Annotated in this window: 18 protein-coding genes; 8 read left to right on the top strand and 10 right to left on the bottom strand. The window is 75.7% G+C overall.

What is annotated here, in order from left to right; genetic code table 11:
* Positions 1 to 98: 98 nt before the first annotated feature.
* Together BMW67_RS02965 and regB are read right to left on the bottom strand one after the other, a co-directional pair.
* Entirely contained in the window at positions 99 to 2,480 is a 2,382-nt protein-coding gene (locus tag BMW67_RS02965) for a PAS-domain containing protein (RefSeq protein ID WP_072746012.1), read from the bottom strand.
* A gap of 99 nt (positions 2,481 to 2,579) precedes the next feature.
* Entirely contained in the window at positions 2,580 to 4,061 is a 1,482-nt protein-coding gene (gene regB / locus BMW67_RS02960; protein WP_072746013.1) for a sensor histidine kinase RegB, read from the bottom strand.
* 798 nt (positions 4,062 to 4,859) lie between these two features.
* Here regB and BMW67_RS02955 point away from each other — a divergent pair.
* Positions 4,860 to 5,498, top strand: coding sequence for an SCO family protein (locus BMW67_RS02955; RefSeq protein WP_072746014.1), 639 nt, complete (start codon positions 4,860 to 4,862; stop codon positions 5,496 to 5,498).
* A 115-nt stretch (positions 5,499 to 5,613) separates the two neighbouring features.
* Positions 5,614 to 6,180 carry an ActR/PrrA/RegA family redox response regulator transcription factor gene (locus tag BMW67_RS02950; RefSeq protein ID WP_072746015.1) on the top strand — a complete coding sequence of 189 codons (567 nt, stop codon included), beginning with the start codon at positions 5,614 to 5,616 and terminating at the stop codon, positions 6,178 to 6,180.
* 385 nt (positions 6,181 to 6,565) lie between these two features.
* Here BMW67_RS02950 and BMW67_RS02945 read toward each other — a convergent pair whose 3' ends face one another.
* A complete protein-coding gene (locus BMW67_RS02945) occupies positions 6,566 to 7,219 on the bottom strand; it encodes a class II aldolase/adducin family protein (RefSeq protein ID WP_091764132.1) in 654 nt (217 codons plus the stop codon).
* 685 nt (positions 7,220 to 7,904) lie between these two features.
* Here BMW67_RS02945 and BMW67_RS02940 point away from each other — a divergent pair.
* From BMW67_RS02940 to BMW67_RS02920, 5 genes are all read left to right on the top strand, one after another.
* A complete protein-coding gene (locus BMW67_RS02940) occupies positions 7,905 to 8,612 on the top strand; it encodes an ABC transporter permease (protein ID WP_072746016.1) in 708 nt (235 codons plus the stop codon).
* Positions 8,605 to 9,444: an ATP-binding cassette domain-containing protein gene (locus tag BMW67_RS02935; protein WP_083581091.1), complete on the top strand. Its 840-nt coding sequence runs from the start codon at positions 8,605 to 8,607 to the stop codon at positions 9,442 to 9,444. Before BMW67_RS02940 ends, BMW67_RS02935 begins: the two co-directional genes overlap by 8 nt.
* Before the next feature lie 50 nt (positions 9,445 to 9,494).
* A complete protein-coding gene (locus BMW67_RS02930) occupies positions 9,495 to 10,295 on the top strand; it encodes an ABC transporter substrate-binding protein (protein WP_072746118.1) in 801 nt (266 codons plus the stop codon).
* Between the two features lie 10 nt (positions 10,296 to 10,305).
* A complete protein-coding gene (gene aroQ / locus BMW67_RS02925; RefSeq protein ID WP_072746017.1) occupies positions 10,306 to 10,746 on the top strand; it encodes a type II 3-dehydroquinate dehydratase in 441 nt (146 codons plus the stop codon).
* 172 nt (positions 10,747 to 10,918) lie between these two features.
* Positions 10,919 to 12,397 (top strand): right-handed parallel beta-helix repeat-containing protein, encoded by a 1,479-nt coding sequence (locus BMW67_RS02920; protein WP_072746018.1) that lies wholly within the window; start codon positions 10,919 to 10,921, stop codon positions 12,395 to 12,397.
* A 180-nt stretch (positions 12,398 to 12,577) separates the two neighbouring features.
* Here BMW67_RS02920 and BMW67_RS02915 read toward each other — a convergent pair whose 3' ends face one another.
* The 4 genes from BMW67_RS02915 to dapF form a co-directional block, all read right to left on the bottom strand.
* Positions 12,578 to 13,486, bottom strand: coding sequence for an EamA family transporter (locus BMW67_RS02915; RefSeq protein WP_072746019.1), 909 nt, complete (start codon positions 13,484 to 13,486; stop codon positions 12,578 to 12,580).
* Between the two features lie 10 nt (positions 13,487 to 13,496).
* Complete coding sequence (ftsY, locus tag BMW67_RS02910) at positions 13,497 to 14,588, bottom strand: signal recognition particle-docking protein FtsY (RefSeq protein ID WP_072746020.1); 1,092 nt, start codon at positions 14,586 to 14,588, stop codon at positions 13,497 to 13,499.
* Positions 14,589 to 14,695: 107 nt separating this feature from the next.
* Positions 14,696 to 16,045: a tRNA (N(6)-L-threonylcarbamoyladenosine(37)-C(2))-methylthiotransferase MtaB gene (gene mtaB, locus BMW67_RS02905; protein ID WP_083581092.1), complete on the bottom strand. Its 1,350-nt coding sequence runs from the start codon at positions 16,043 to 16,045 to the stop codon at positions 14,696 to 14,698.
* Positions 16,042 to 16,977: a diaminopimelate epimerase gene (dapF, locus tag BMW67_RS02900; protein ID WP_245728458.1), complete on the bottom strand. Its 936-nt coding sequence runs from the start codon at positions 16,975 to 16,977 to the stop codon at positions 16,042 to 16,044. The genes mtaB and dapF overlap by 4 nt, the downstream gene beginning before the upstream one ends.
* A 273-nt stretch (positions 16,978 to 17,250) precedes the next feature.
* Between dapF and BMW67_RS02895 the strand changes: the two genes are divergently transcribed.
* Positions 17,251 to 18,768, top strand: coding sequence for a pyridoxal phosphate-dependent decarboxylase family protein (locus tag BMW67_RS02895; protein ID WP_218139745.1), 1,518 nt, complete (start codon positions 17,251 to 17,253; stop codon positions 18,766 to 18,768).
* Positions 18,769 to 18,832: 64 nt separating this feature from the next.
* Here the strand turns inward: BMW67_RS02895 and BMW67_RS02890 are convergent, their stop codons facing one another.
* From BMW67_RS02890 to BMW67_RS02880, 3 genes are read right to left on the bottom strand one after another with little or no spacing between them, the layout of a single operon-like run.
* Positions 18,833 to 19,609, bottom strand: a complete 777-nt coding sequence (locus BMW67_RS02890; protein WP_072746023.1) for an enoyl-CoA hydratase-related protein — start codon at positions 19,607 to 19,609, stop codon at positions 18,833 to 18,835.
* 23 nt (positions 19,610 to 19,632) lie between these two features.
* Positions 19,633 to 20,151 (bottom strand): cytochrome c-type biogenesis protein, encoded by a 519-nt coding sequence (locus BMW67_RS02885; RefSeq protein WP_072746024.1) that lies wholly within the window; start codon positions 20,149 to 20,151, stop codon positions 19,633 to 19,635.
* Positions 20,148 to 22,133: a heme lyase CcmF/NrfE family subunit gene (locus BMW67_RS02880; RefSeq protein ID WP_072746025.1), complete on the bottom strand. Its 1,986-nt coding sequence runs from the start codon at positions 22,131 to 22,133 to the stop codon at positions 20,148 to 20,150. The genes BMW67_RS02885 and BMW67_RS02880 overlap by 4 nt, the downstream gene beginning before the upstream one ends.
* Between the last annotated feature and the right edge of the window lie 21 nt (positions 22,134 to 22,154).

Here is a 22,154-nt window from a genome sequence, read left to right as displayed (position 1 = left end):
ATGCCATCCTTGTCTCGCAGCATCGGCGTTCGAGGTTGCCATGCGGTTAACCGGCGCGAAGGCGGGACGCCCCCCGGGCCGCCGCTCGGCGCGGCCGCTCAGCCCGAGTCGGCGGGCGCTTCGGGGCGGCCGCCCGAGGGCAGCGAGACGATTTCGGCACGCGGCAGCGCGCAGCAGACGCGCGTGCGCCCGTCATCGGTCGAGACGTCGATGCGCGCGCCGCAGCTTTCGGCCAGACGCGAGGCGAGCTCGTGCGCAAGGCCGCGATCTTCGCCCCCGCCCGAAGCGGGCTCTTCGGTCCAGGCGCGGACGCCGTCCTGCGTCACGACGCAGCCAAGGCGAACCGCGCCTCCCGGGGCCGTGTTCTGGATGGCGGCGGTGGCCAGGCTCATCACGATGCGGCGCGAGCGCGCCGAGGCGCCGATCACCGCGGCCGCCGCGGGCTCGGCCGCCTCGGCGTCCAGCCTGACCCCGCGCGCGGCGGCGGCGCGCTCGGCGCGTGCGACCAAGGCGGCGAAGGCCGGCCCCCAGCGGCGCGCGCCCAGCTCGGCCTGCGCCGCCTCGCCCGAGATGTCGGGGGCCATGTCGCCCGCGCCAAGGATCACGGCCTCGACCTCGGCCGCGGCGCGCACCACCGCGTTGACGCAGCCGATGGTGCGCTGGTCGAGCCCCCGCGCCGCCTGCGCGTCGTCCAGCAGCAGGCGGCTGGCGCCGATGATGGCCCCGAGCGGCCGGCGCAGGCGCTCGGACAGCTGCGAGATCAGCGCCGAGCGCACCTCGTCGGCGGCCTCGAGCGCCTCGTTGCGCTCGCGCAGCGCGGCGGCGACGCGCTCGGCGGCGGTGATGTCGGTGAAGGCCGTCAGGATCGATCCGTCGGGAAGGGGCGCGAAGCGCGCCTGCAGCGCGCGCCCGTCCTTCAGGTCGATGCGCTGGGCCCAGGCGGTGCGGCTGTCCTCGCGCGCCATCATCTCGAGCAGACGATCCCACGGATCGGGCGCGCCGTCGGTCGGCGGGCGCGAAAGCTCGCGGCAGCGCGCGACCACGTCCGACAGCCGCGCGGGGGCGCCCTCGTCGCCCGGGCGGAAGCCCCAGACGCGGGCGAAGGCCGGATTGGCGAACTGCGCCGCGCCGCTCGGACCGAAGGCGGCCACGGCCTCGTTCAGGCGGTCCATCGTCGCGCGGCGGCGCTTGACTTCGGTCAGATACTTGCGCTCGAGCCGGGCGGTCTCGGTCACGTCCTCGAACAGGAAGGCGACCGCGCCCTGCGGATGCGGGCGGGCGACCACGCGGATCGCGCGCTCGCCGGGCAGGTTCCACATCTCGGCATAGTCGGCGGCGGCGGGGTCGTCGAACAGCGACATGAGCTCGCGCCGCCACGAGGCGAAATCGGCCTGGTCGGGCAGCGCGCGGCTCTCGCGCAGGCGGACCAGCACGTCGGACAGGCCGGGGCGCGAGGCGAGCCAGGCGGGATCGAGCCCCATCAAATCGGCGAAGGCGGGGTTGAACAGCCCCAGCCGGCGCTCGGCGTCGAAGATCGCAAGCCCCACGGAAAGGTTCGCGAAGGCGCCGGTCAGCGTCTCGACGAAGCGGCGCAACGAGGCTTCGGCGTCCACGATCGGCGCCGCGTCGATGCCGTAGCCCACCTCGGACCCGTCGGGCTGCGGCGCCAGCCGCACGTCGAACCAGCGCCGGCGCCCGGTGGCGGGCTCGAAGGCGCTGCGCCGGCCCTCGGCGCGGAAGGCGCCCTGCCCCTCGGCGCGCGGATCGCCGCTGCGCAGCTCGCGCAGCGCCCCGACCTGCGCCCCGTCTTTCGCCCCGTCTTTCGCCCCGTCTTTCGCCCCGTCCTGAGTCCCGTCCTGCGCCCCGGCAAGCGCGCGATAGGGCGCATTGGCCCAGATCAGCCGCCCCTCGGCGTCGCGCCGCCACATCAGGATCGGCGCGCCGTCGATGATCGCGGCAAGGCGGTCGCGCTCTTCGCGCAGGGCGCGCGCCTCGCGCCGCAGCGCGATCAGCTCGCGCGCCGCGCCCTCGGCGCCGCGCAGGGTCAGATAGGCCCCCGCCCCGGCCGTCAGCCCGGCCAGCTCCCACAGGCGCCCGGCCTCGTCCTGAAGCATCTGCCGGAAGGCGACTCCGCCCTCTTCGAGCGCGTCCAGCGACCGTTCGAGCGGGCGGGCGTTCTCGGGATCGGCGGGCGAGAGCCCGGCGAACAGCGCCCGCGCCGGCGCCGACCGCCGCAGACCCAGCCGCCCGCCCCAACCCAGCCGCGCCCGCGCCGCCGCGTCGAGCGGGCGCGCCCGGCCGTCGCGCAGGCGAAACGTCGCGGCGCCTTCGGCCGCGGCCTTCGCCAGCGCCGGCGGAACCCTTCGCCGGACCCTTCGCGCGCGCCCGAGGGCGACAAGCAGGCTCGCGGCCGCCGCCGCGGCCGCCAGCGCCCAGGACCAGGGCGCGGCGAAGGCCTCGCTCGGGAACGACGAGATCATGACAAGTCCGACCGTCTGGCCGCGCGCATGCGCGTCTCCTTCTGCTCGTCCGCGGCGGGGCGGCGACGTTCACTCAACCTACAGGAATGTTGATCGTGGTTAAATATTGTTTAAGCCGAAACGCGGATTATCCTCGGCGCGACCGCGCGCCGCCTCGAGCGCCGCGCGCCGCCAAGTCGCCGTGACCACCGCGCCCGTCGGGCGCCCGCGCTCGGGATCGGCCGGGGCCTGGGCGCGCGCTTCGGCGTCGGCGGCGTCGGCGAAATGGATGCGCGCGCCCGTGCGCTCGAGCAGCGTCTTGGCGATGAACAGCCCCAGCCCCATGCCCTCGTATCCCGCGCGCCCGGCCGGCGCCGCCGCGGGCCTGGCGCGCCGCCGCACATAGGGATCGCCCAGCCGCCCCAGCAGCTCGGGGCCATAGCCCGGCCCGTCGTCGCCCACGGCGATGCGCAGGGTTTCTTCGTCCCAATCGACGTCGATCCAGACCGTCGAGGCGGCGAAATCCACCGCGTTCTGCACAAGGTTGCGCAAGCCGTGGATCAGTTCGGGGCGGCGACGCACCAGCGGCTGCGCGGGGTCCTGCCCCTGGCCGGCGGGGCGGCCGCGCAGGCGCAGGACCAGCCGCTTGCCGCGATCGGCATGCGGGGCGGCGGCCTCTTCGATCACGGCCGAGACGGGGGCCGAACGGATGTGAGTGTCGTCCTTGCCGCCGCGGGCCAGCTCGCGCAGGATCTGGCGACAGCGCTCGGCCTGATCGCGGATCAGCTCGGCGTCCTCGCGCAGATCGGGGCGGTCGTCGAGCTCGCGCGCAAGCTCGCTGGCGGCAAGCTTGATGGTCGCCAGCGGGGTTCCCAGCTCGTGCGCGGCGGCGGCGGCGAGGCCGCCGATGGCGGTCAGGCGCTGCTCGCGCGAGAGGGCCTCCTGCGTTGCGCTCAAGGCCAGGGACATGGCGAAGTTCTCGGCCGTGACGCGGCGCGCATAGGCGGCCAGGAACGCCATCGCAACGATCAGCGCGACCCACGAGCCGGCGACGATCAGCGGCGGCGACTGCAGCGTCGCGCCGTCGGCCAGGCGCAGCGGCCGCGCCCCCAGCGCCAGCAGCGTGACCAGCCCTGCCGCGAAGGCGCCCAGCAGAATCGTCGAGGCCAGCGTCAGCGCGGTGGCCGAGATCACCACCGGCGCGAGGATCAGCACCGCGAACGGATTGCTCAGCCCCCCGGTCAGCATCAGCAGCGCGCCCAGCTGCGCCAGGTCGAACAGCAGGAACAGCAGCGTCTCGCGCTCGGTCAGGCGCTTGTTGCGCGGGTGCACCGCCTGCGCGACGATGTTGACGCAGGCCGAGGCCGCGATCAGCGCCGCGCAGGCGCCGATCGGCAGCTGAACCCCAAGCCAGAGATCGGCGACCAGGACCGCCGCCGCCTGTCCCAGAACCGCCATCCAGCGCAGGGCGACGAGCGTGCGCAGCCGCACCCAGTCGCCGCGCGCGGCCGCAAGGGCAAGAAGGCCGCCGCCGTCGCTCGGAGCGTCGGCTGGCGCGGCGGCCGGGGCGGCCGATGCGGCGGAGGAGGGTTCGGCATGCATCCTGTTGACTTAGCATCGCGGCGCCGGGCGCGAAAGACGAACCGCCCGACCGGCGCCGCGCGCAACCCGCCGCTTCGGCCAGCGCCGCGCGACGCGCCGTCGGCGCGCCCGGGCCGCGCGGGCAGGCTTGACCGCCGCCCCCCTGCGCCATGTCGTGGGACAGGGCGCGGCCGCGAGTTCGAGGCGGCCGCATTCGCCGGCAGCGGGGCTTTCCCCGCGCGGACGGCGCCGATGGCGCGGGCGCCGGGCGGATCGTCCGCACGAGCCCGCGCGCAAGCCATGGGGCGAGGACTTGCGCCGTTGCCGGTTGCGAACAGCCCCTGCGCGGGGGCCTTGCACGCGCGAGAACGAGCAGGTCCGCCGGCCCGACGCGGAGAGCCTGCGCGCATGAGCCATGCGCCCCGCATTCGCCGCGCCTCGATCGGCGGTCCGAGCGCCCGCCGCCGCGTGCGGCGGCCCATGCGCCCGCGCCATGCCCGATTCGGGCCCTCGGGCGCGCCCTCGCATCCGGCCGATCGCGCTCCTGCCGGGCGCCGCGCGCTCGGCGCCTGCGCGCCGGAGGACGGGAAGCCACGTCGGCGCCCGGCCCTGCCAGATCGCGGCGCCCCATGGGCCCACCCCGCAGCCGCCGCGGGCGCCCTCGCCAAGCTTCGCGCCGACGGCGCCTCGGGCCGGCGGCGCGGCGCGGGGTCGCGGCCGAGGGTCGCGGGGGCTGGCGCTGCGGGCGCGCGGGCGCCATATCTGCGGCGCAAGGCCCGCGCAGCCCGCGGGCGCGCAGGAAAGTTCAGGAGTTGCGCCATGTCCCGCCGCCACGCCGCCATCATCGCCGCCGCCGCCGTTGCGCTGGGGCTGGGCGCGGGCGCATGGTTCGCCTTCGGCTCGCGCGGCGACGATCCCTTCGCCCAGTGCCGAACCACGCGGGTCGCCGCCGGCGGCGCCGCCATCGGCGGTCCGTTCGAGCTGATCGATTCGCATGGCCGCACCGTCACCGACGCCCAGATCATCGACCGGCCGACGCTGATCTATTTCGGCTACACCTACTGCCCCGACGTGTGCCCCGTGGACACGGTGCGCAACGCCGACGCGCTCGACATCCTCGCCGAGCGGGGCGTGGACGCGAAGCTGGTCTTCATCACCATCGATCCCCAGCGCGACGATCCCGAGACCGTCGGCGCCTTCGCCGCCAACATCCATCCGCGCATGATCGGCCTGACCGGCTCGCCCGAGCAGATCGACGCCGCGCGCAAGGCCTACCGCGTCTATGCCGCGCGGGCGGGCGACGATCCCGAGGACTACCTCATGGATCACTCGACCTTCACCTATCTGATGGCGCCGGGCGTGGGCTTTCTGGACGTGTTCCGCCGCGACGCGACCCCCGAGCAGATCGCCGACGCCGTCGCCTGCTTCGCCGAGCGCCTGCCCGGCGCGGGCGGCTGATCCCCTCGCCCGGGCGGGGCTTGGGCCGCGCAAGATCCCGCCCCGGCGTTTGACTTGCGCGCGCGAGGCCTTAAAACCCATTCGCAACGCGTAATATCAAATGGCGGAGAGCGCGATGAGCGAAGCGACGGCCGATGCCTCGGGCAAGGCGCCCGGCGAGGACCGCAGCCTGCTGGTGCTGGACGATGACGAAGCCTTCCGCCGCCGGCTGGCGCGGGCGATGGAGCGGCGCGGCTTCGTTCCCGTGATGGCCGAGAGCGTGGCCGAGGGGCTGGAGATCGTGCGCGCCGCGCCGCCCGCCTTCGCCGTGGTCGATCTGCGGCTCGAGGACGGCAACGGCCTTGACGTGGTCGAGGCCCTGCGCGCCGCCCGGCCCGACAGCCGTATCATCGTCCTGACCGGCTACGGCGCCATCGCGACGGCGGTGGCCGCGGTGAAGATCGGCGCCACCGACTACCTTTCCAAGCCCGCCGACGCCGACGACATCGAGGCGGCGCTGATGGCCGAGCCGAACGCCAAGCCCGCGCCGCCCGAGAATCCCATGTCGGCCGACCGCGTGCGCTGGGAGCACATCCAGCGCGTGTTCGAGCTGTGCGACCGCAACGTCTCGGAAACCGCGCGGCGGCTGAACATGCACCGGCGCACGCTGCAGCGCATCCTGGCCAAGCGCTCGCCGCGCTGAAGGCGGCGGCGCGCCACTCGCGGCCCGCGCAGGTCCGGGATCGGCGCCCGGATCCGCCCGGGAATGGGCGGCGGTCGGCTCAAGCCGCGCGCGCCTGGGCGCTTGAGCGTGGCATGACCGGGCGCGCGCCCGCCCGCGCCGCCGCCCGCCCGGCAAGATCCGCCCACCATGATGCGCCCGCCGGGCTGCGCTCCCGATTTGCGCCCCGGATCCTGGCCCGGCCCGGCCGGGGGCTGCGCCGCCGCCCGGATCGGGCCGAGCGTCCGGCCGCGGCGCCGAGGGCGGCCGCTTGGCCGACGCGAGGCGCGGCCGGCGCCGGGCCAGGCCGTCACGGCCGCCAAGCCGCGCCTCGCGCCGTCAGGCGGCGGCGGGGCCGAAGGGGGCGTCAGTCTTCGCGCAGGCCGTAGCCGGCGAATCGCGCGCGCACCTCGGCCATCTGCGCCGCGCTCAGCACCGCGGGCGTTCCGATCTGCATCGCCGCCCAGGTCTGGCGCGCAAGCGTCTCGAGCTCGACCGCGCGCCATTCGGCCTTGGCCAGCGTCTCGCCCAGCACGATCACGCCGTGATTGGCCAGAAGGCAGGCCGTGCGTCCCTCGAGCGCGCGCAGCGCCGCCTGCGACAGCGCCTCGCCGCCGAAGACGGCGTAGTCGGCGCAGCGCACGTCGTCTCCGCCGAAGGCCGCGACCATGTAGTGCGCGGCCGGGATCGCCATGCGGCACATGGCGAAGGCCGTGGCGTAGGTCGGGTGCAGATGCGCCACGGCGCCGATCTCGGGACGCGCGCGCAGAATGTCGCGATGGATGCGCCACTCGCTCGAGGGCGGCAGCGGCCCTTGCCAGGCGGGCGGCCCCTCGAGGGCGGTCGAGGCCAGGCTCTCGGCGGTCATGGCGGCGTAGGGGGTGGCCGAGGGGGTGACGATCATCCGCCCCTCGAAACGCGCCGAGACGTTGCCCGACGTGCCCTGATTGAGGCCCGACGCCTCGAAGCGCAGGCACATGGCGATGATCTCTTCGCGCAGCCGTCTTTCTTCGTCGGTCAAGCTCTGCTCCGTGCGTCATGCCCCGGCCGATCCGCGGGCGGCCGAACAGATGTGCCCGTTCGGCGCGCGCGCCTCAAGCCCGCGCAAGGCGCAACGGCGGCGCGCATCCGCCCGTCCGCCCTTGCGCCGGGCGACGCAACGGCGGCGGGGCGGCGGCGCGATGCGGTGCGGGCGCGCCAGCAGGACGGGCGCAGGTCCGGGCGGGGCGGCGCGGGCGCCCGCAACGGGCGATGCGACGCCGCGCGGCCGGGGGGCCGTCGCGCCGCCGCGATGGCCGACGGCGCGGCGATCGCGGCGCGCCCGCTCGGCCGGGCTTCGAGGGAGGCGTCGAACGACCCGCCGCGGCCCGCGAGCCCCGCCCATGCGGCGGGGCTTGCGATCACCCTGGCCGGGCGCGCCCGCGCGCGGCGAGCGAGGGGCGCTGCGTGCGGCTCGCGGCGCTGGCGCGGCCAGGGATTCGCCGCATCGCGCCGAGCCCGCGCGGCGCGTCAGGCGCGCCGTTGGAGGGATGTTCGGGCGCGGCCCCGAGGACGGCCGGACGGGGGCGCCGGCGCCTCGGCGCGTGGTCGCCCTTGCGCGCGGCCCGGCGCTCGGCCTTCCGGCTGGTGAAAGCCCGCCCCCTTGCGCGGCGCGGCGATCCGCGCGAAGTCTGGGCGCGGCGAAACCGCCGAGGAAACGGACCCGGATGCAGGAGTTCACGGACGCTTTCGGCGCGGCCTTCGCGCTGCTGGCCTCGGGCGATCCCGAGCTGGCCGAGATCGTCGGCCTGTCGCTGCGCGTCACGCTGACGGCGGTGGCCATCTCGTGCCTCGTCGGCATGCCGCTGGGCGCGCTCCTGGCCATTGCGCGCTTTCCCGGACGCGGGGCGGCGGCGGCGCTGCTCAACGCGCTGATGGGGCTGCCGCCGGTGGTGGTGGGGCTGGCGACCTATCTGCTGCTGTCGCGCTCGGGGCCGCTGGGGGCGCTGGGGCTGCTCTACACCCCCGCGGCGATGATCATCGCCCAGACGATCCTGACGCTGCCGCTGGTGGCGGCGCTGACGCGCCAGACCATCGCCGACCTGCATGCCGAGCATGACGAAACGCTGCGCGCCCTGGGCGCCGGGCGCTGGGCGACGGCGCTGACGCTGCTGCATGACGGGCGCTTCGCGCTGACCACGGCGGCGCTGGCCGGCTTCGGACGCGCGGCGGCCGAGGTCGGGGCGGTGATGATCGTGGGCGGCAACATCGCGCATGCGACGCGGGTGATGACCACGGCCATCGCGCTCGAGACCGCGCGCGGCGAACTGGCGCTGGCGCTGGGGCTGGGGATGATCCTGCTGGGGATCTCGGCGGCGGTGAACCTGGCGGCCATGGCGCTGCGCGCGCGCGCCGAGCGGGCCGCCCATGTCTGAGCCCGCGTCCAGGCCCGCGGCCGAGCAAGCGGCCGCCCCGCTGTCCGGCCCCGCCTGCGGGCGCCCCGCCGGCGCCCGCGCCGCCGAGCGGCCCGCCGCGCCGACCCGCGCCGCAGCCGCGCGCGACCCCTGGCCGGTGCGCCTCGATCGCGTCAGCGTGCGGCGCGGCGGACGCGCGGCGGTCGATGCGCTGACGCTGCGGCTCGATCCGGGCGGCGTGCTGGCGCTGATGGGGCCGAACGGGGCGGGCAAGAGCCTGACGCTGCGCCTTCTGGCCGGCCTCATCGCACCGGACGAGGGCGCGGCGACATGGGCCGGACGTCCCACGCCCCCGCGCGGGGCGGTGGGGGTGGTGTTCCAGCGCCCGGCGCTGCTGCGCCGCTCGACGCTGGGCAACGTGACCCATGCGCTGGCGCTGGCGGGCGCGCCGCGCCGCGCAAGGCGCGCCCGGGCCATGGCGCTGCTGGCGCAGGCGGGTCTGACGCATCGCGCCGACGCCCCCGCCCGCGCGCTGTCGGGCGGCGAGCAGCAGCGCCTGGCGCTGGCGCGCGCGCTGGCCTGCGCGCCGGCGCTGCTCCTGCTGGACGAGCCGACGGCCAATCTGGACCCGCGCGCGACCGCCCAGGTCGAGGCGCTGCTCCGCGAGGTCTGCGCCCAGGGGGTCACGGCGCTCGTGGTCACGCATGACGCCGGCCAGGCCCGGCGCGTTGCCGACGAGGTCGCGTTCCTGCATAACGGACGCCTGACCGAGCGCACCCCCGCACGCGAATTCTTCGCCCGCCCCGCCTCGCCCGAGGGGCGGGCCTATCTGGAAGGCAGGCTCTTGCTGTGAACGCCCGCACCCCGACCCTTCGCGCCGCCCTGCTCGGGGCGCTGGCGGCCATGGCCGCGGCCCTGCCCGGCGCCGCGGCCGCCGCCGGGCAGGACGAGATCATCGTGCAATCGACGACCTCGACCGCCAATTCGGGCTTCTTCGACCAGGTCCTGCCGCAGTTCGAGGCCCGCACCGGGATCAAGGTCAAGGTCGTGGCCGTGGGCACCGGGCAGGCGCTGCGCAACGCGGCCAATTGCGACGGCGACGTGGTGCTGGTTCATGCGCCCGGGGCCGAGGCGGATTTCGTCGCCAAGGGTCTTGGCGTGCGGCGCCATCCGCTCATGAGCAACGACTTCGTCATCGTCGGGCCGGCCGCCGACCCCGCGGGCATCGCCGGCATGCGCGACGCGGCCGCCGCCATGGCCCGCATCGCGGCCGCCGGCGCGCCCTTCGCCTCGCGCGGGGACGACAGCGGCACGCACAAGGCCGAGCGTCGGCTCTGGCGCGCGGCCGGGCTCGACCCCGACCCGGCGACCGACCGCTGGCTGCGCGAGCTGGGGGCGGGCATGGGCGCGACGCTCAACGCCGCCGCGGGCATGGGCGCCTATGCGCTGACCGACCGCGCCACCTGGCTGGCCTTCGCCAACAAGGCCGACCTGCGCATCATGGTCGAGGGCGACCCGCGGCTGCTCAACCATTACGGCGTCATCCTGGTCAATCCCGCCCGCTGCCCGAACGTGAACGCCAAGGCCGGACAGGCCTTCATCGACTGGCTGCTGTCGGACGAGGGGCGCGCGGCCATCGCCGGCGCGCGCGTCCACGGCGCGCAGCTGTTCCGCCCCGCCAAGCCGCAGGAGAAAACCCGATGAGGAACCCCGCATGACCCCGCGCGTTCTGGTGCTCAACGGCCCGAACCTGAACCTTCTGGGCCGCCGCCGCCCCGAGATCTACGGCGCCCGGACCCTGGCCGACATCGAGGCCGCCTGCCGCGCGCGCGCCCAGGCGCTGGGTCTTGCGCTCGACTTCGCCCAGTCGAACGCCGAGCACGAGCTGATCGACCGCATCCACGCCGCGCGCGAGACGGCGCAGGCCATCGTCATCAACCCCGCGGCCTACACCCACACCTCGATCGCCATCCTCGACGCGCTCGAGACCTTCGAGGGCCCGGTCGTCGAGGTGCATCTGTCCAACATCCACAAGCGCGAGCCGTTCCGCCACCGCTCCTACGTCTCGCTGCGCGCGGATGCGGTGATCGCGGGATGCGGCGCGCAGGGCTACGAGCTGGCGCTCGAGCGCGTCGCCGCGCTGTTGCGCGGCTGATCCGGCGGGCTTGACAGCGGCGGCGCGGGCGCGCCCTGATCGGAGCCGGGCCGCGCGCGGCGCCGGACGCAGCCCCGGCCTCGGCGCTCGCGCCGGCCCCGCTCGCGGCCCGATCGCCGCCCAGCCCCCAGCGCCGCGCCCGGCGCCCGTCCAGACCGCACCGGAGCCCGCCATGCCCGCCGCCCCGCCCACCGCCCCGCCCGACCGCGCCGCCCCGCCAGAACCGCCCGCCCGGCGCCGCCCGGCGCCCTGCCCGCCCGGCATCCGCCGCCGCGGCGCCGCCGCGCTGCGCGCCGCGGCCGCCGCCCTCGCCGCGCTGCCCGCCCTGGCCGCGGCCGGGGCCGAGCTGCGCGTGCCCGCCGGCCCCCAGGCCGAGGAGCGCTTGCAGGCGGCGCTCGAGGCGGCGCGGCCCGGCGACGTGGTCATGCTCGAGGCCGGGCGCTATGCGCTCGGGCGGGGCCTGTCGCTGGGCGCCGACGGCGCGACGCTGGAAGGCGCGGGGGCGGAGGCCACCATCCTGTCCTTCGAGGGCCGGGAGGCGGGCGAGGCGGGGCTGCTGGTGAGCGGCGACGACGCGATCCTGCGCGGCTTCGCCATCGAGGACGCCGCGCCCGCCGCCCTGAGGGTGCGCGGCGCGAACGGCGTCGCGCTCATCGGCATCCGCGTCGCGCGCGGCGCGGGCGGCGCGCCGGCCGACGGGATCGTGCTCGAGCGTGCCGGCAACGCGCTCATCGACGGCGTCGCGGTCGAAGGGCCGTGGCGCGCGGGCGTCCGCATCGATCGCGCGCGCAACGTTCTGCTGCGCGGCAGCCGCATCCGTGGCGCGCAGACGGGGGTTGCGCTGCTCGATTCGAGCGCGGTGGACGTGATCGACAACGCGCTGTCGGAAAACCGGATCGGCATCGCGATCGCCGCGCGCCCCGGCGCCGCCGGACCGCAGGGCGCCGGGTCGGAAAAGGCCGCACGGGACGGTGCGGAACCCGACGGCGCCGCGTCGGAGGGGGCCGGGGATGCGGGACCGCGGGCGGGGCGCACGCGCGTGCTGCGCAACCGCATCCGCGCTTCCGGCGCGGCCGAGCGCCCCGCCTCGGCCGCCGATCCGACCCTCGCCCCGGCGCCGGCGGGCGCCGGGCTGGCGGTTCTGGGCGGCGTGCGCGACGTCGAGATCTTCGAGAACGACTTTGCCGAGAACCGGGGCGCCAACGTCCTGATCCTGGCCCATCCCGAAGCCGACGATTCGGCCGCCGCGGCCTTCCCCACGCGGGTGCATGTGCATCATAACGCGTTCGCGCCCGCGGGGACCCCGCGCGTCGAAGAGGGCTCGCTCGCCGCCCTGCTGATCGAGGCGCTGGGCGCGCCGCTGCCGGACGTGACCTGGGACGGAGCCATGCCGCGCTGGAGCTATTTCCTGCTGGGCCAGGACGCCGAGGACAGGATCTCGGTGCATGACAACGCCCATGCGCCGGGCGCGCGAGGCTTTGGAAACGCGCATCTGATGATGCGCCGCCTTGCGCCGTGGCTGCACCGGCCCGATTTCGGCACGGCGCAGCTCGCCCCCGGCCTTGCGCCGCTTCCGGCGGCGCGCGTGATCGTGCGCGGCCAAGACGTCGCGGCGCAAGCGCCGTCGGCGGAACCGGCGGCCGCGCGCTAGCGGGCGCAGGCGCCCCCGGCCGCGCAGGCGGCGCGGGGCAGGCGCTCGGCCCCTTGCGGCGCCTTTGCCGCCCGCGCGGCATGGGGCGGATCGGGCGGCGTGCGCGCCGGGCCCGGACCGCGGCGCGGGCGCGAGGGGCGCGCGGCGGCCGGCCCGGGCGCCCGCGCCCCTCGCGCGCGGTCAGCCGAACTCGACCATCGCCGCGCCCAGCGCGATCAGCGCCATCAGCCCGGCGCGCGCAGGGCCCACGCGCTCGCCCAGGAACAGCCAGCCGATGAGCGCGGCGAACAGCGTCGAGGTCTCGCGCAGCGCCGCCGCCTCGCCCACCTTGTCCAGCCGCGTGGCCAGCATCACCGCGCCGAAGCTGACATAGGCGATCGCCGCCCCCGCCAGCGCGCGCAGCGCCAGCTGCCCCGGCGCCGGCGGCGGCCAGGCGCCCCGGCGCATCCGCCACAGCGCCAGCGCGGGAAACGCCCAGCCGTCGATGACGAAGAACCACGCCAGAAAGGTGAACGGATCTTCGGCCAGCCGCACGCCCCAGGCGTCATAGGTCGTGTAGGCCGCGATCATCAGCCCCGTCAGCGCCGCCAGCGCCAGCGCCGGCGCCATGCTGGCGCGCGCCGCCGCATCCGCCCGGCGCAGATTGAGCGCCGCCAGCGCCATGATCGCGCCCGACAGCACCGCCGCGCCGGCCCATTGCCCGGGGCGCAGGGACTCGTGAAACACGACCCCCGCCAGCGCCGCCGTCGCCAACGGCCCGACGCCGCGCGCCACCGGATAGACCACCGTGTAGGCGCCGCGCGCATAGGCCATGGCCTGGAACAGCTTGTAGACGGTGTGGATGAGCCACGCGCCGCCCAGCGCCGCCCACAGGCCGGGCGTGGGCCGGGGAACCAGCCACAGCGCCGCCGGCAGCGCCATGAGCATGTAGCAAAGGTCGATCGCGCCGCGCGTCAGCCAGGGATCGTGCCGCCCCTTCTGCAGCGCGCCGAAGGCGGCATGCGCCAGCGCCGACAGCAGCGCCAGCCCCAGCGCCGCCTGCGCGCCGGCCTCGGTTCCCTCGATGGCGCGGATCCACTCGGCCGGCATGGGGACGGCGTCACTCCGCTCCGGTCAGGGCGCGGGCGAACTCGTCGGGATCGAAGGGCTGAAGATCGTCGATCCCCTCGCCCACCCCGATCGCATGAATCGGCAGCCCGAAGCGGTCGGCCAGCGCCACCAGAACGCCGCCGCGCGCCGTGCCGTCGAGCTTGGTCATCACCAGGCCGGTGACCTTGCCCACCTCGCGGAAGATCTCGACCTGGGTCAGCGCGTTCTGCCCCGTCGTCGCGTCCAGCACCAGCAGGGAATCGTGGGGCGCGTCGGGGTCCCTCTTGCGCAGCACGCGCACGATCTTCTCGAGCTCGGCCATCAGGTCGGCGCGGTTCTGCAGCCGCCCGGCGGTGTCGATCATCAAGAGGTCCACGCCCTCGGCCTGGGCGCGGGCCAGCGCGTCGAAGGCCAGCGAGGCGGGGTCCGAGCCCTCGGGCGCGGTCAGCACCGGCACGCCCGCGCGCTCGCCCCAGATCTGGAGCTGCTCGACCGCGGCGGCGCGGAAGGTGTCGCCCGCCGCGATCATCACCGACTTGCCCGCCTGGCGGAACTGGCTGGCCAGCTTGCCGATGGTGGTGGTCTTGCCCGAGCCGTTGACCCCCACCACGAGGATCACCTGCGGCCGCGCCCCCGTCAGGCGCAGCGGACGCGCGACGGGTTCGAGCACGCGGGCGATCTCGTCCGCCAGAAGGCGCTTGATCTCGGAGGCGGTCAGGCGCTTGCCGTAGCGGCCCTCGGCCATGCGCGCGACGATCCGCGCCGAGGTCTCGACGCCCATGTCCGAGGCGATCAGCAGCTCTTCGAGCTGCTCGAGCATCTCGTCGTCGAGCGCGCGGCGCGGCTCGGCGGCGCGGCCCAGCAGCCGGCCCAGAACGCCCGCCCCGCGCGCGCTCGCGCCGGCCTCGGCCGCGGGCGCGGCGGGGGGGCTGTCGGGCGCTGTCCGGGATGCGGCGTCGGGCGCGGTCCGGGATGCGGCGTCGGGGGCGGTCCCGGCTTCGGCTTCGGGGGCGGCGCCCTCCTCGACGATCGCCTCCAGCCCCTGCTCGATCCGGGACGACGACTTGAACAGGCGCGACTTGAGCTTGTTGAAGAAGGACATGGGGTCTCCGATCTGCGGTCCGTGGATCCGCGGCCGGCGCCGGCGGCGCGCGATTTCACATAACCCGCCCCCCGCGCCAAGAAAAGGGCGCGCCCGGCCCGCCCCGCTCAGGCTGCCAAAAGGCGCCCGTCGCGCACGCCGACGATGCGCGCCTCGACCACGGCGCCGACGGGGCGATCCTCGGGGAACAGGATCTCGGCGAAGCTTTCGCCGCGCCCGATGCGGGGCGATTCGACCAGCGCCCGGTGCGCGCGCCCAACCTGCGCCGCCAGCCAGGCGTCGCGCGCCGCCTCGCCCTTGGCGCGCAGGCGCGCGGCGCGCTCCTTGACCACGGCGCGCGGCAGCTGGGGCATGCGCGCCGCCGGCGTGCCCTTGCGCGGGCTGAAGGGAAAGACATGCAGCCAGGTCAGCCCGCACTCGTCCACGAGGCGCAGCGAGTTCTCGAACATCGCCTCGGTTTCGGTCGGGAAGCCCGCGATCAGATCCGCGCCGAAGACGATGTCGGGGCGCGCGCGCCGCAGCGTCTGGCAAAAGCGGATGGCGTCCTCGCGCAGGTGGCGGCGCTTCATGCGCTTGAGGATCATGTCGTCGCCCGCCTGCAGGCTCAGATGCAGATGCGGCATGAAGCGCGGCTCAGAAGCGGCGGCCTCGATCAGGGCCGGGTCGGCCTCGACCGAGTCGATGGACGAGATGCGCAGCCGCGGCAGGTCGGGCACGAGGCGCAGGATGCGCTGCACCAGCTCGCCCAGCAGCGGGCGGCCGGGCAGATCGGCGCCCCAGCCGGTCATGTCGACGCCCGTCAGCACCACCTCGTTGTAGCCCTGATCGACCAGGCGGCGGATCTGCTCGACCACCTGCCCCGCCGGCGCCGAGCGCGAATTGCCGCGCCCATAGGGGATGATGCAGAAGGTGCAGCGGTGGTCGCAGCCGTTCTGGATCTGGACATAGGCGCGCGCGCGCGTGCCGAAGCCGTCGATCAGGTGGCCGGCGGTCTCGGTCACGGACATGATGTCCTCGACCAGGATCTTTTCCTCGGGCGGCGCGAAATCCGGCGCGCTCAGCCGCGACCAGGCGGCGGGGGCCATCTTCTCGGCGTTGCCCAGCACCAGGTCCACCTCGGGCATGGAGGCGAAGGTCTGCGGCTCGGTCTGCGCCGCGCAGCCGGTGACGACGATCCGCGCGCCGGGATTCTCGCGCCGCAGCTTGCGGATGCGCTGGCGGGCCTGGCGCACGGCTTCGGCGGTGACGGCGCAGGTGTTGACCACCACCGCGTCGTGCAGCCCGGCCTCGGCGGCCAGCTTCTTCATCGCCTCGGTCTCGTAGGCGTTGAGGCGGCAGCCGAAGGTCTCGAACACCGGGGCCGCGGAAGGGGCGGGCGGGCGCGCGCCGCCTTCGGCCGCGGACGGGGCGGCGAGCGGATCCGCGCCCGAGCGCGGCGCGGGGCGCGGGGCGCTCATGCCGCGCCCCCGGCGCCGGAAGGCGCCCCGGCCCCAAGCGCGCCGGAAGGCGCCTCGGCCCCAATCGCGCCGGCGGGCGCCCCGGCCCCAAGCGCGCCGGCCAGGAATTCGGGGCTCAGCCGCCCCTCGAACACCAGCGCGGCGGGGCCGGCCATGACCACGCCCTCGTCGCGCCAGTCGATCTGCAGCGCGCCGCCGTCCAGCAGCACCTCGACCCGGCGGCCGGTGAGCCCGCGCCGCGCCGCCGCCACCGCCGCCGCGCAGGCGCCCGACCCGCAGGCCAGCGTCACGCCCGCCCCGCGTTCCCACACGCGCATGCGGATGCGGCCGGGCGAAAGGACCTGGACGAACTCGACATTCGTGCGTTCGGGAAACAGCGGGTGGCGCTCGACGGCGGGGCCGAGACGCTCGAGCGCGACCGCCTCGGCGTCGTCGACGAAGAAGACGCAATGCGGGTTGCCCATGCCCACGGCCGAGGGCGCGCCCTCGATGGGCAGCGCGTCGATGTCGGCCGGCCGCGCCAGCGGGATCGCGGTCCAGTCGAGCACGGGCGCGCCCATGTCGACCTCGATCAGCCCGTCGGGACGGCGGCGGCAGGCCAGCGGCCCGCGCTCCGAGCGCAGGATCAGCGCATCGGCGCCGCTTTCCTCCATCAGCAGCCGCGCGACGCAGCGCGTGGCGTTGCCGCACGCGCCCGCCACCCCGCCGTCCGGGTTCCAGAAGACGACGCGCGCCGCCTCGTCCGGGCGGTCGGGGTCCAGGATCTCGGCCAGCTGGTCGAAGCCCACGCCGAAATGCCGGTCGCCCAGCGCGCGCGCAAGCGCCGGCGTCACGCGCGGGGCGCCCGCGCGCGCGTCGATCACCACGAAGTCGTTTCCCAGCCCGTGCATCTTGCGGAACGGGACGGGGCGAAGGTCGAGCCCTGGCCTCATCATGGCCGAGCATATACAACCGCGCGCCCGCCGGCGCCAGCGCCGCCGACGCATGGCCGACATGCGCGCGGCGCGGACGCCCCCGCACCGCGCGCCCCCGCGCGCGCCTCGCGCCGCCGCGGGATCGGCCCGGAACCATGCGCCCGACCGCCGCCCCCGGCCCGTCGGCAAGCTTGCGACGACGGCGGGGCGCGGCGCGCATCGCCCTCTCGCGCGGCGCGGCGAAGGCGGATAGAAAGGCGCCTGTCCGCGCTCAAGACCGGAGGATCGCCCATGACCACGCCGCGCCCGCAGCACCCCGCCCCCCGGCGCAGCGACGCGCCGCCGGCCCGGCCCCAGGCGCCCCGCCCCCCGATCGCCGACGCCGCGGCCGCCCCCGAACTCTCCGACGCCGCCGCGCAAGAGGCGCTGCGCGCGCGCATGTTCGCCCAGCTCGAGGACAAGGGCCTGTTTCGCGACGCGGCCGCGCGCGCCTTCGCCTATCTGGACACGATCATGGAGCGGCGCGTCTTTCCCGACGACGCCGCGCTGGCCGGGCTCGCCGCCTTCGACGCCCCCCTGCCCGAGCGCGGCGCCCCCGCCGAGGCGCTGATCGAGCTGCTCGACCGCGCCGGCTCGCCGGCGACGGTGGCGCAGCTGGGCGGGCGGTATTTCGGCTTCGTCAACGGCTCGGCGCTGCCGCCGGCGCTGGCGGCGCGCTGGCTGACCGACGTGTGGGACCAGAACCCGGCGCTGCATGTGATCTCGCCCGTTCTGGGGCGCATCGAGGCGACGGTCGAAGCCTGGCTGGCCCAGCTTCTGGGCCTGCCGCGGGGAACGGCGGCGGGCTTCGTCTCGGGCTCGTCCACCGCCATCTTCGCGGGGCTGGCGGCGGCGCGCTGGCGGCTGCTCGGCCGGGCCGGCTGGGACGTCAACCGCAAGGGGCTGGCGGGCGCGCCGGCGCTGCGCGTGGTGGCGGGCGAGCAGGCCCACGGCACCGTCGCCAAGGCGGCGCAGCTGCTGGGGCTGGGGCTGGACAATGTCGAGCGCGTGCCCGCCGACGCTGAGGGCCGCATCCGCGCCGACCTGGTTCCCGAGCTGGACGAGCGCACCATCCTGATCCTGCAGGCGGGCAACGTGAACTCGGGCGCGTTCGACGATTTCGCCGATCTTTGCGCGCGCGCCCGCGCCGCCGGCGCATGGACGCATGTCGACGGCGCCTTCGGGCTGTGGGCGGCGGCGACGCGGCGCTTCGCGCATCTGACGCGCGGCGTCGAGCTGGCCGATTCCTGGTCCGTGGACGGGCACAAGACGCTCAACACCCCCTATGACTGCGGCATCGCGCTGTGCGCCGACCCCGAGGCGCTGATCGGCGCCATGCAGACCGACGGCGCCTACATCCACTGGTCGGCCGAGCGCGACGGCATGCGCACCACGCCCGAGATGTCGCGCCGCGCGCGCGCGGTCGAGCTGTGGGCCGCGCTGGCATTTCTGGGCCGCGAGGGCGTCGAGACCCTGCTGGGCGCGCTGCACGACAACGCGCTGCGCTTTGCAGACGCGCTGCGCGCGGCGGGGTTCGAGGTGCTCAACGAGGTGGTCTTCAACCAGGTTCTCGTCGCCTGCGGCGACGACGCGCGCACCGAGGCCGTCATGCGCCGCGTCCAGCGCGAGGGCGAGGCCTGGGCGGGCGGCACGACCTGGCGCGGTTGCAAGGCGATCCGCATCAGCGTGTGCTCCTGGGCGACGCGCCCGCAGGACGTGGACCGCGCCGCGGCCGCCTTCGCCCGCGCCCTGCGCGCCGAGGGCGGCTGAGCCGGGCGGCGAGACGCGCCCCGGGCCGCGAGCGCGCGCCCCGACAGCCCCGCCCGCAGGAGCGTCAGCGGCCCTCGAAGCGCGGCGGGCGGCCTTCGCGCAGCGCCAGGAGCCCCTCCAGCGCGTCGCGCGTGCGCCCGGCTTGACGAAGCGCGCGCGCCTCGCGCTCGAGCTGCGTCTCGAGGTCGGACTGGGCGCCCGCGCGCACCGCCGCCCGCGTCAGGCGGATCGCCTCGGCGGGCCCGGCGGCAAGGCGGCGGGAGATCTCCATGCCCCGCGGCTCGAGCGCGTCATCCTCGGTCATCTCCCAGATCAGGCCCCATTCCAGCGCCCGCGCCGCGGGAACCGGATCGCCCAGAAGCGCCATGCCCAGCGCCCGCGCCCGCCCCGCCAGGCGCGGCAAGAGCCAGCTCGCGCCCATGATCGGCGTCAGCCCCGCGCGCAGCGACGGCTCGGCGAAGCTGGCCGAGCGCGCCGCCACGCAGATGTCCGCCGCCAGCGCCAGCGCCGCCCCCGCGCCCGCCGCCACGCCGCGCACCATGGTCACCACCGGCACGGCGCACTCCTCGATCGCGCGCAGGAGCGGCGCGAAATCCTCGCGCGCAAGCCCGCCCAGATCCGCCTCGGTCAGATCCGGCTCGCCGCCCAGATCCTGCCCCGCGCAGAAATCGCGCCCCATCGCCCCGATCGCCACCGCGCGCCCCTGCGCGGGGGCCTCGGCCAGGGCGTGGATCAGCTCGACGCGCATCTGCGCGCTCAGGGCGTTGCCGGCGGCGGGGCGCGCCAGGGTCAGGCGGACGACGTCGCCGTCGATCTCGTGGCGCAGGGCGTCGTAGCGCATCCGAAGGCTCCTTGGCGGGGCGGTCAGTCCTCGAGCAGGCGCGCAAGGCGCGCGCGCTCCTCCTCGGTCAGCGGGGCGGCGGCGGCGGACTCGGCGCCGCCGCGGCCCGCGCGGCGCACGAAACGCCAGGCCGCGATGCCGCCCAGCAGCAGCATCGCCGGGCCGCCCAGCCACAGCGCCGCGTTGCCGAGCGAGAAGCGCGGGCGCAGCAGCACGAATTCGCCGTAGCGGTCCACAAGGTAGCGCAGAACCTCTTCGTCGCTGTCGCCGGCCTTGATGCGCTCGCGCACCAGGATGCGCAGATCGCGGGCAAGGTCGGCGTCGGAATCGTCGATGTTCTCGTTGCGGCAGACCAGGCAGCGCAGCTCCTTGGACAGGGCGCGGGCGCGGGCCTCGAGCTGCGGATCGTCAAGCATCTCGTCCGGCTGCACGGCCAGAGCCGGCCCGGGCCCCAGCGGGCCGGGCGCCGCGCCCAAAGCCGCCAGCGCGCACAGCGCCGCCAGCGCCGCCGCGCGCAGCCGCGCCGCGGGGCGCGCGCTCATCGAGCCGCTCCGGCGACGGCCGCGGGCGCCGGCCGGCGCGCCGCCGCGCCCACGCGATAGCGCCGGTCCGACAGGCTGACCAGCCCGGCCAGCGCCATGACCAGCGCGCCGATCCAGATCCAGTTCACCAGCGGCTTGACATAGATGCGCACCGCCCAGGATCCGTCATCCTGCGGATCGCCCAGCACGACGTAGAGATCGCGCGCCAGCCCCATGTCGATCGCCGCCTCGGTCGTGGGCATGCGCTGCACGGTGTAGACGCGCTTTTCCGGCGTCAGGCGCGCGGTCTCGACGCCGCCCTCGAACACGCGGAACACCCCCTGGCGCGCGACGTAGTTCGGCCCCGGAACCTGGCGCACATCGTCGAAGACGAAGACGTAGCCCGACAGCTCGAGACTGTCTCCCGGGCGCGCGGTGCGGATCAGCTCGGCCTCCCAGGCGGTGACGGCGCTGACGCCGATGAAGCTCAGCCCCAGCCCGGCATGGGCCAGCGCCTTGCCCCAGTCGGCGCGCGGCAGCTTGCGCAGGCGGCGCAGCGTCTCGGCCGCCGGCGCGCGGCCAAGGCGCGCGCGCTCGAGCTGCTCGGCCAGCGCGCCGGCGATCAGCCAGGTTCCCAGCCCCACGCCCACCGGCCCCAGCGCCGAGCGCCCGGTCTGCAGCGCCCACACCAGCGCCGCCGCCGCCAGCGCCAGCGCCAGCGCCGGCGCCATGCGCCGCGCCGTGCGGCCCAGCCGCCCGCGCTTCCACGGCAGCGCCGCGCCGATCGGCAGGATGATCGCCAGCGCCACCATGAAGGGCGTGAAGGCCAGCTCGAAGAAGGGCGCGCCGACCGAGATCTTGGCGCCGTCCCAGTATTCGCGGATCATCGGCATGAGCGTGCCCAGCAGCACCACCCCCGCCGCCGCGGCCAGCAGCAGGTTGTTGAGCACAAGCGCGCTTTCGCGGCTGACGGGCGCGAACACGCCGCCCGCGCGCATCTGCGGCGCGCGCCAGGCGTAAAGCGCCAGCGCCCCGCCCGAAGCCGCCGCCAGCATCGCCAGCACGAACACGCCGCGCGTGGGGTCCGAGGCGAAGGCGTGCACCGAGGTCAGCAGCCCCGAGCGCACGATGAACGTGCCCATGAGGCTGAGCGTGAAGGCCAGGATCGCCAGCAGGATGGTCCAGCTCTTGAGCGTGTCGCGCTTCTCGACCACGATCGCCGAGTGCAGCAGCGCCGTCGCCGCCAGCCAGGGCATGAACGAGGCGTTCTCGACCGGGTCCCAGAACCACCAGCCGCCCCAGCCCAGCTCGTAATAGGCCCAGTAGCTGCCCAGCGCGATGCCCACGGTCAGCGCCGTCCAGGCCGCCAGCGTCCAGGGCCTCACCCAGCGCGCCCAGGCCGCGTCCACGCGCCCCTCGATCAGCGCCGCGACGGCGAAGCTGTAGGACATCGAAAGCCCCACATAGCCCAGGTAGAGGAAGGGCGGGTGAAACGCCAGCCCCGGATCCTGCAGCAGCGGGTTCAGGTCCGCGCCGTCGAGCGGCGGGTTGGGCAGCCGCTCGAACGGGTTCGAGGTGAACAGCATGAAGGCGAAGAAGGCGGCGCCGATCAGCCCCTGCACCGCCAGCGTGCGCGCCTTGAGCGTGGGCGGCAGCGCCCCGCCGAAGGCCGCCACCATGGCCCCGTAAAGGGTCAGGATCAGCGTCCAGAGCAGCAGCGAGCCCTCGTGATTGCCCCACACCCCCGTGACCCGGTAGAGCAGCGGCTGCAGGGTGTTCGAGTGCTCGGCCGCCAGCTTGACCGAGAAGTCCGAGTTCACGAAAGCCCAGGTCAGCGCCGCGAAGGACGTGGCTGTCAGCGCCCAGCACAGCGCCGCCGCGGGCTCGGCGACGCGCATCCAGTCCGCCCAGCCGCGGCTTGCGCCGATCATGGGCGCGGTCGCCTGCACGATCGAGACCATGAAGGCCAGGATCAGGGCGAAATGGCCGATTTCGACGATCATCAGCGTTCCTCCTGCCGCGGC

This window comes from Oceanicella actignis, assembly GCF_900111545.1.
GTDB classification, from domain to species: Bacteria; Pseudomonadota; Alphaproteobacteria; order Rhodobacterales; family Rhodobacteraceae; genus Oceanicella; species Oceanicella actignis.
Note: the sequence above shows the minus strand (reverse complement) of the source record. Positions and strands in the feature narration are given on the sequence as shown.

What these genes read in the sequence shown, in the direction of transcription:
- regB (WP_072746013.1), bottom strand. Translation starts at nt 4,061, where the DNA reads ATGCATGCCGAACCCTCCTCCGCCGCATCGGCCGCCCCGGCCGCCGCG.
- BMW67_RS02895 (WP_218139745.1), top strand. Translation starts at nt 17,251, where the DNA reads ATGACCACGCCGCGCCCGCAGCACCCCGCCCCCCGGCGCAGCGACGCG.
- dapF (WP_245728458.1), bottom strand. Translation starts at nt 16,977, where the DNA reads ATGAGGCCAGGGCTCGACCTTCGCCCCGTCCCGTTCCGCAAGATGCAC.
- BMW67_RS02880 (WP_072746025.1), bottom strand. Translation starts at nt 22,133, where the DNA reads ATGATCGTCGAAATCGGCCATTTCGCCCTGATCCTGGCCTTCATGGTC.
- ftsY (WP_072746020.1), bottom strand. Translation starts at nt 14,588, where the DNA reads ATGTCCTTCTTCAACAAGCTCAAGTCGCGCCTGTTCAAGTCGTCGTCC.
- BMW67_RS02930 (WP_072746118.1), top strand. Translation starts at nt 9,495, where the DNA reads ATGGCCGCGGCCCTGCCCGGCGCCGCGGCCGCCGCCGGGCAGGACGAG.
- BMW67_RS02920 (WP_072746018.1), top strand. Translation starts at nt 10,919, where the DNA reads ATGCCCGCCGCCCCGCCCACCGCCCCGCCCGACCGCGCCGCCCCGCCA.
- BMW67_RS02950 (WP_072746015.1), top strand. Translation starts at nt 5,614, where the DNA reads ATGAGCGAAGCGACGGCCGATGCCTCGGGCAAGGCGCCCGGCGAGGAC.
- aroQ (WP_072746017.1), top strand. Translation starts at nt 10,306, where the DNA reads ATGACCCCGCGCGTTCTGGTGCTCAACGGCCCGAACCTGAACCTTCTG.
- BMW67_RS02965 (WP_072746012.1), bottom strand. Translation starts at nt 2,480, where the DNA reads ATGATCTCGTCGTTCCCGAGCGAGGCCTTCGCCGCGCCCTGGTCCTGG.
- BMW67_RS02885 (WP_072746024.1), bottom strand. Translation starts at nt 20,151, where the DNA reads ATGAGCGCGCGCCCCGCGGCGCGGCTGCGCGCGGCGGCGCTGGCGGCG.
- BMW67_RS02890 (WP_072746023.1), bottom strand. Translation starts at nt 19,609, where the DNA reads ATGCGCTACGACGCCCTGCGCCACGAGATCGACGGCGACGTCGTCCGC.
- BMW67_RS02955 (WP_072746014.1), top strand. Translation starts at nt 4,860, where the DNA reads ATGTCCCGCCGCCACGCCGCCATCATCGCCGCCGCCGCCGTTGCGCTG.
- BMW67_RS02935 (WP_083581091.1), top strand. Translation starts at nt 8,605, where the DNA reads ATGTCTGAGCCCGCGTCCAGGCCCGCGGCCGAGCAAGCGGCCGCCCCG.
- BMW67_RS02940 (WP_072746016.1), top strand. Translation starts at nt 7,905, where the DNA reads ATGCAGGAGTTCACGGACGCTTTCGGCGCGGCCTTCGCGCTGCTGGCC.
- BMW67_RS02915 (WP_072746019.1), bottom strand. Translation starts at nt 13,486, where the DNA reads ATGCCGGCCGAGTGGATCCGCGCCATCGAGGGAACCGAGGCCGGCGCG.
- mtaB (WP_083581092.1), bottom strand. Translation starts at nt 16,045, where the DNA reads ATGAGCGCCCCGCGCCCCGCGCCGCGCTCGGGCGCGGATCCGCTCGCC.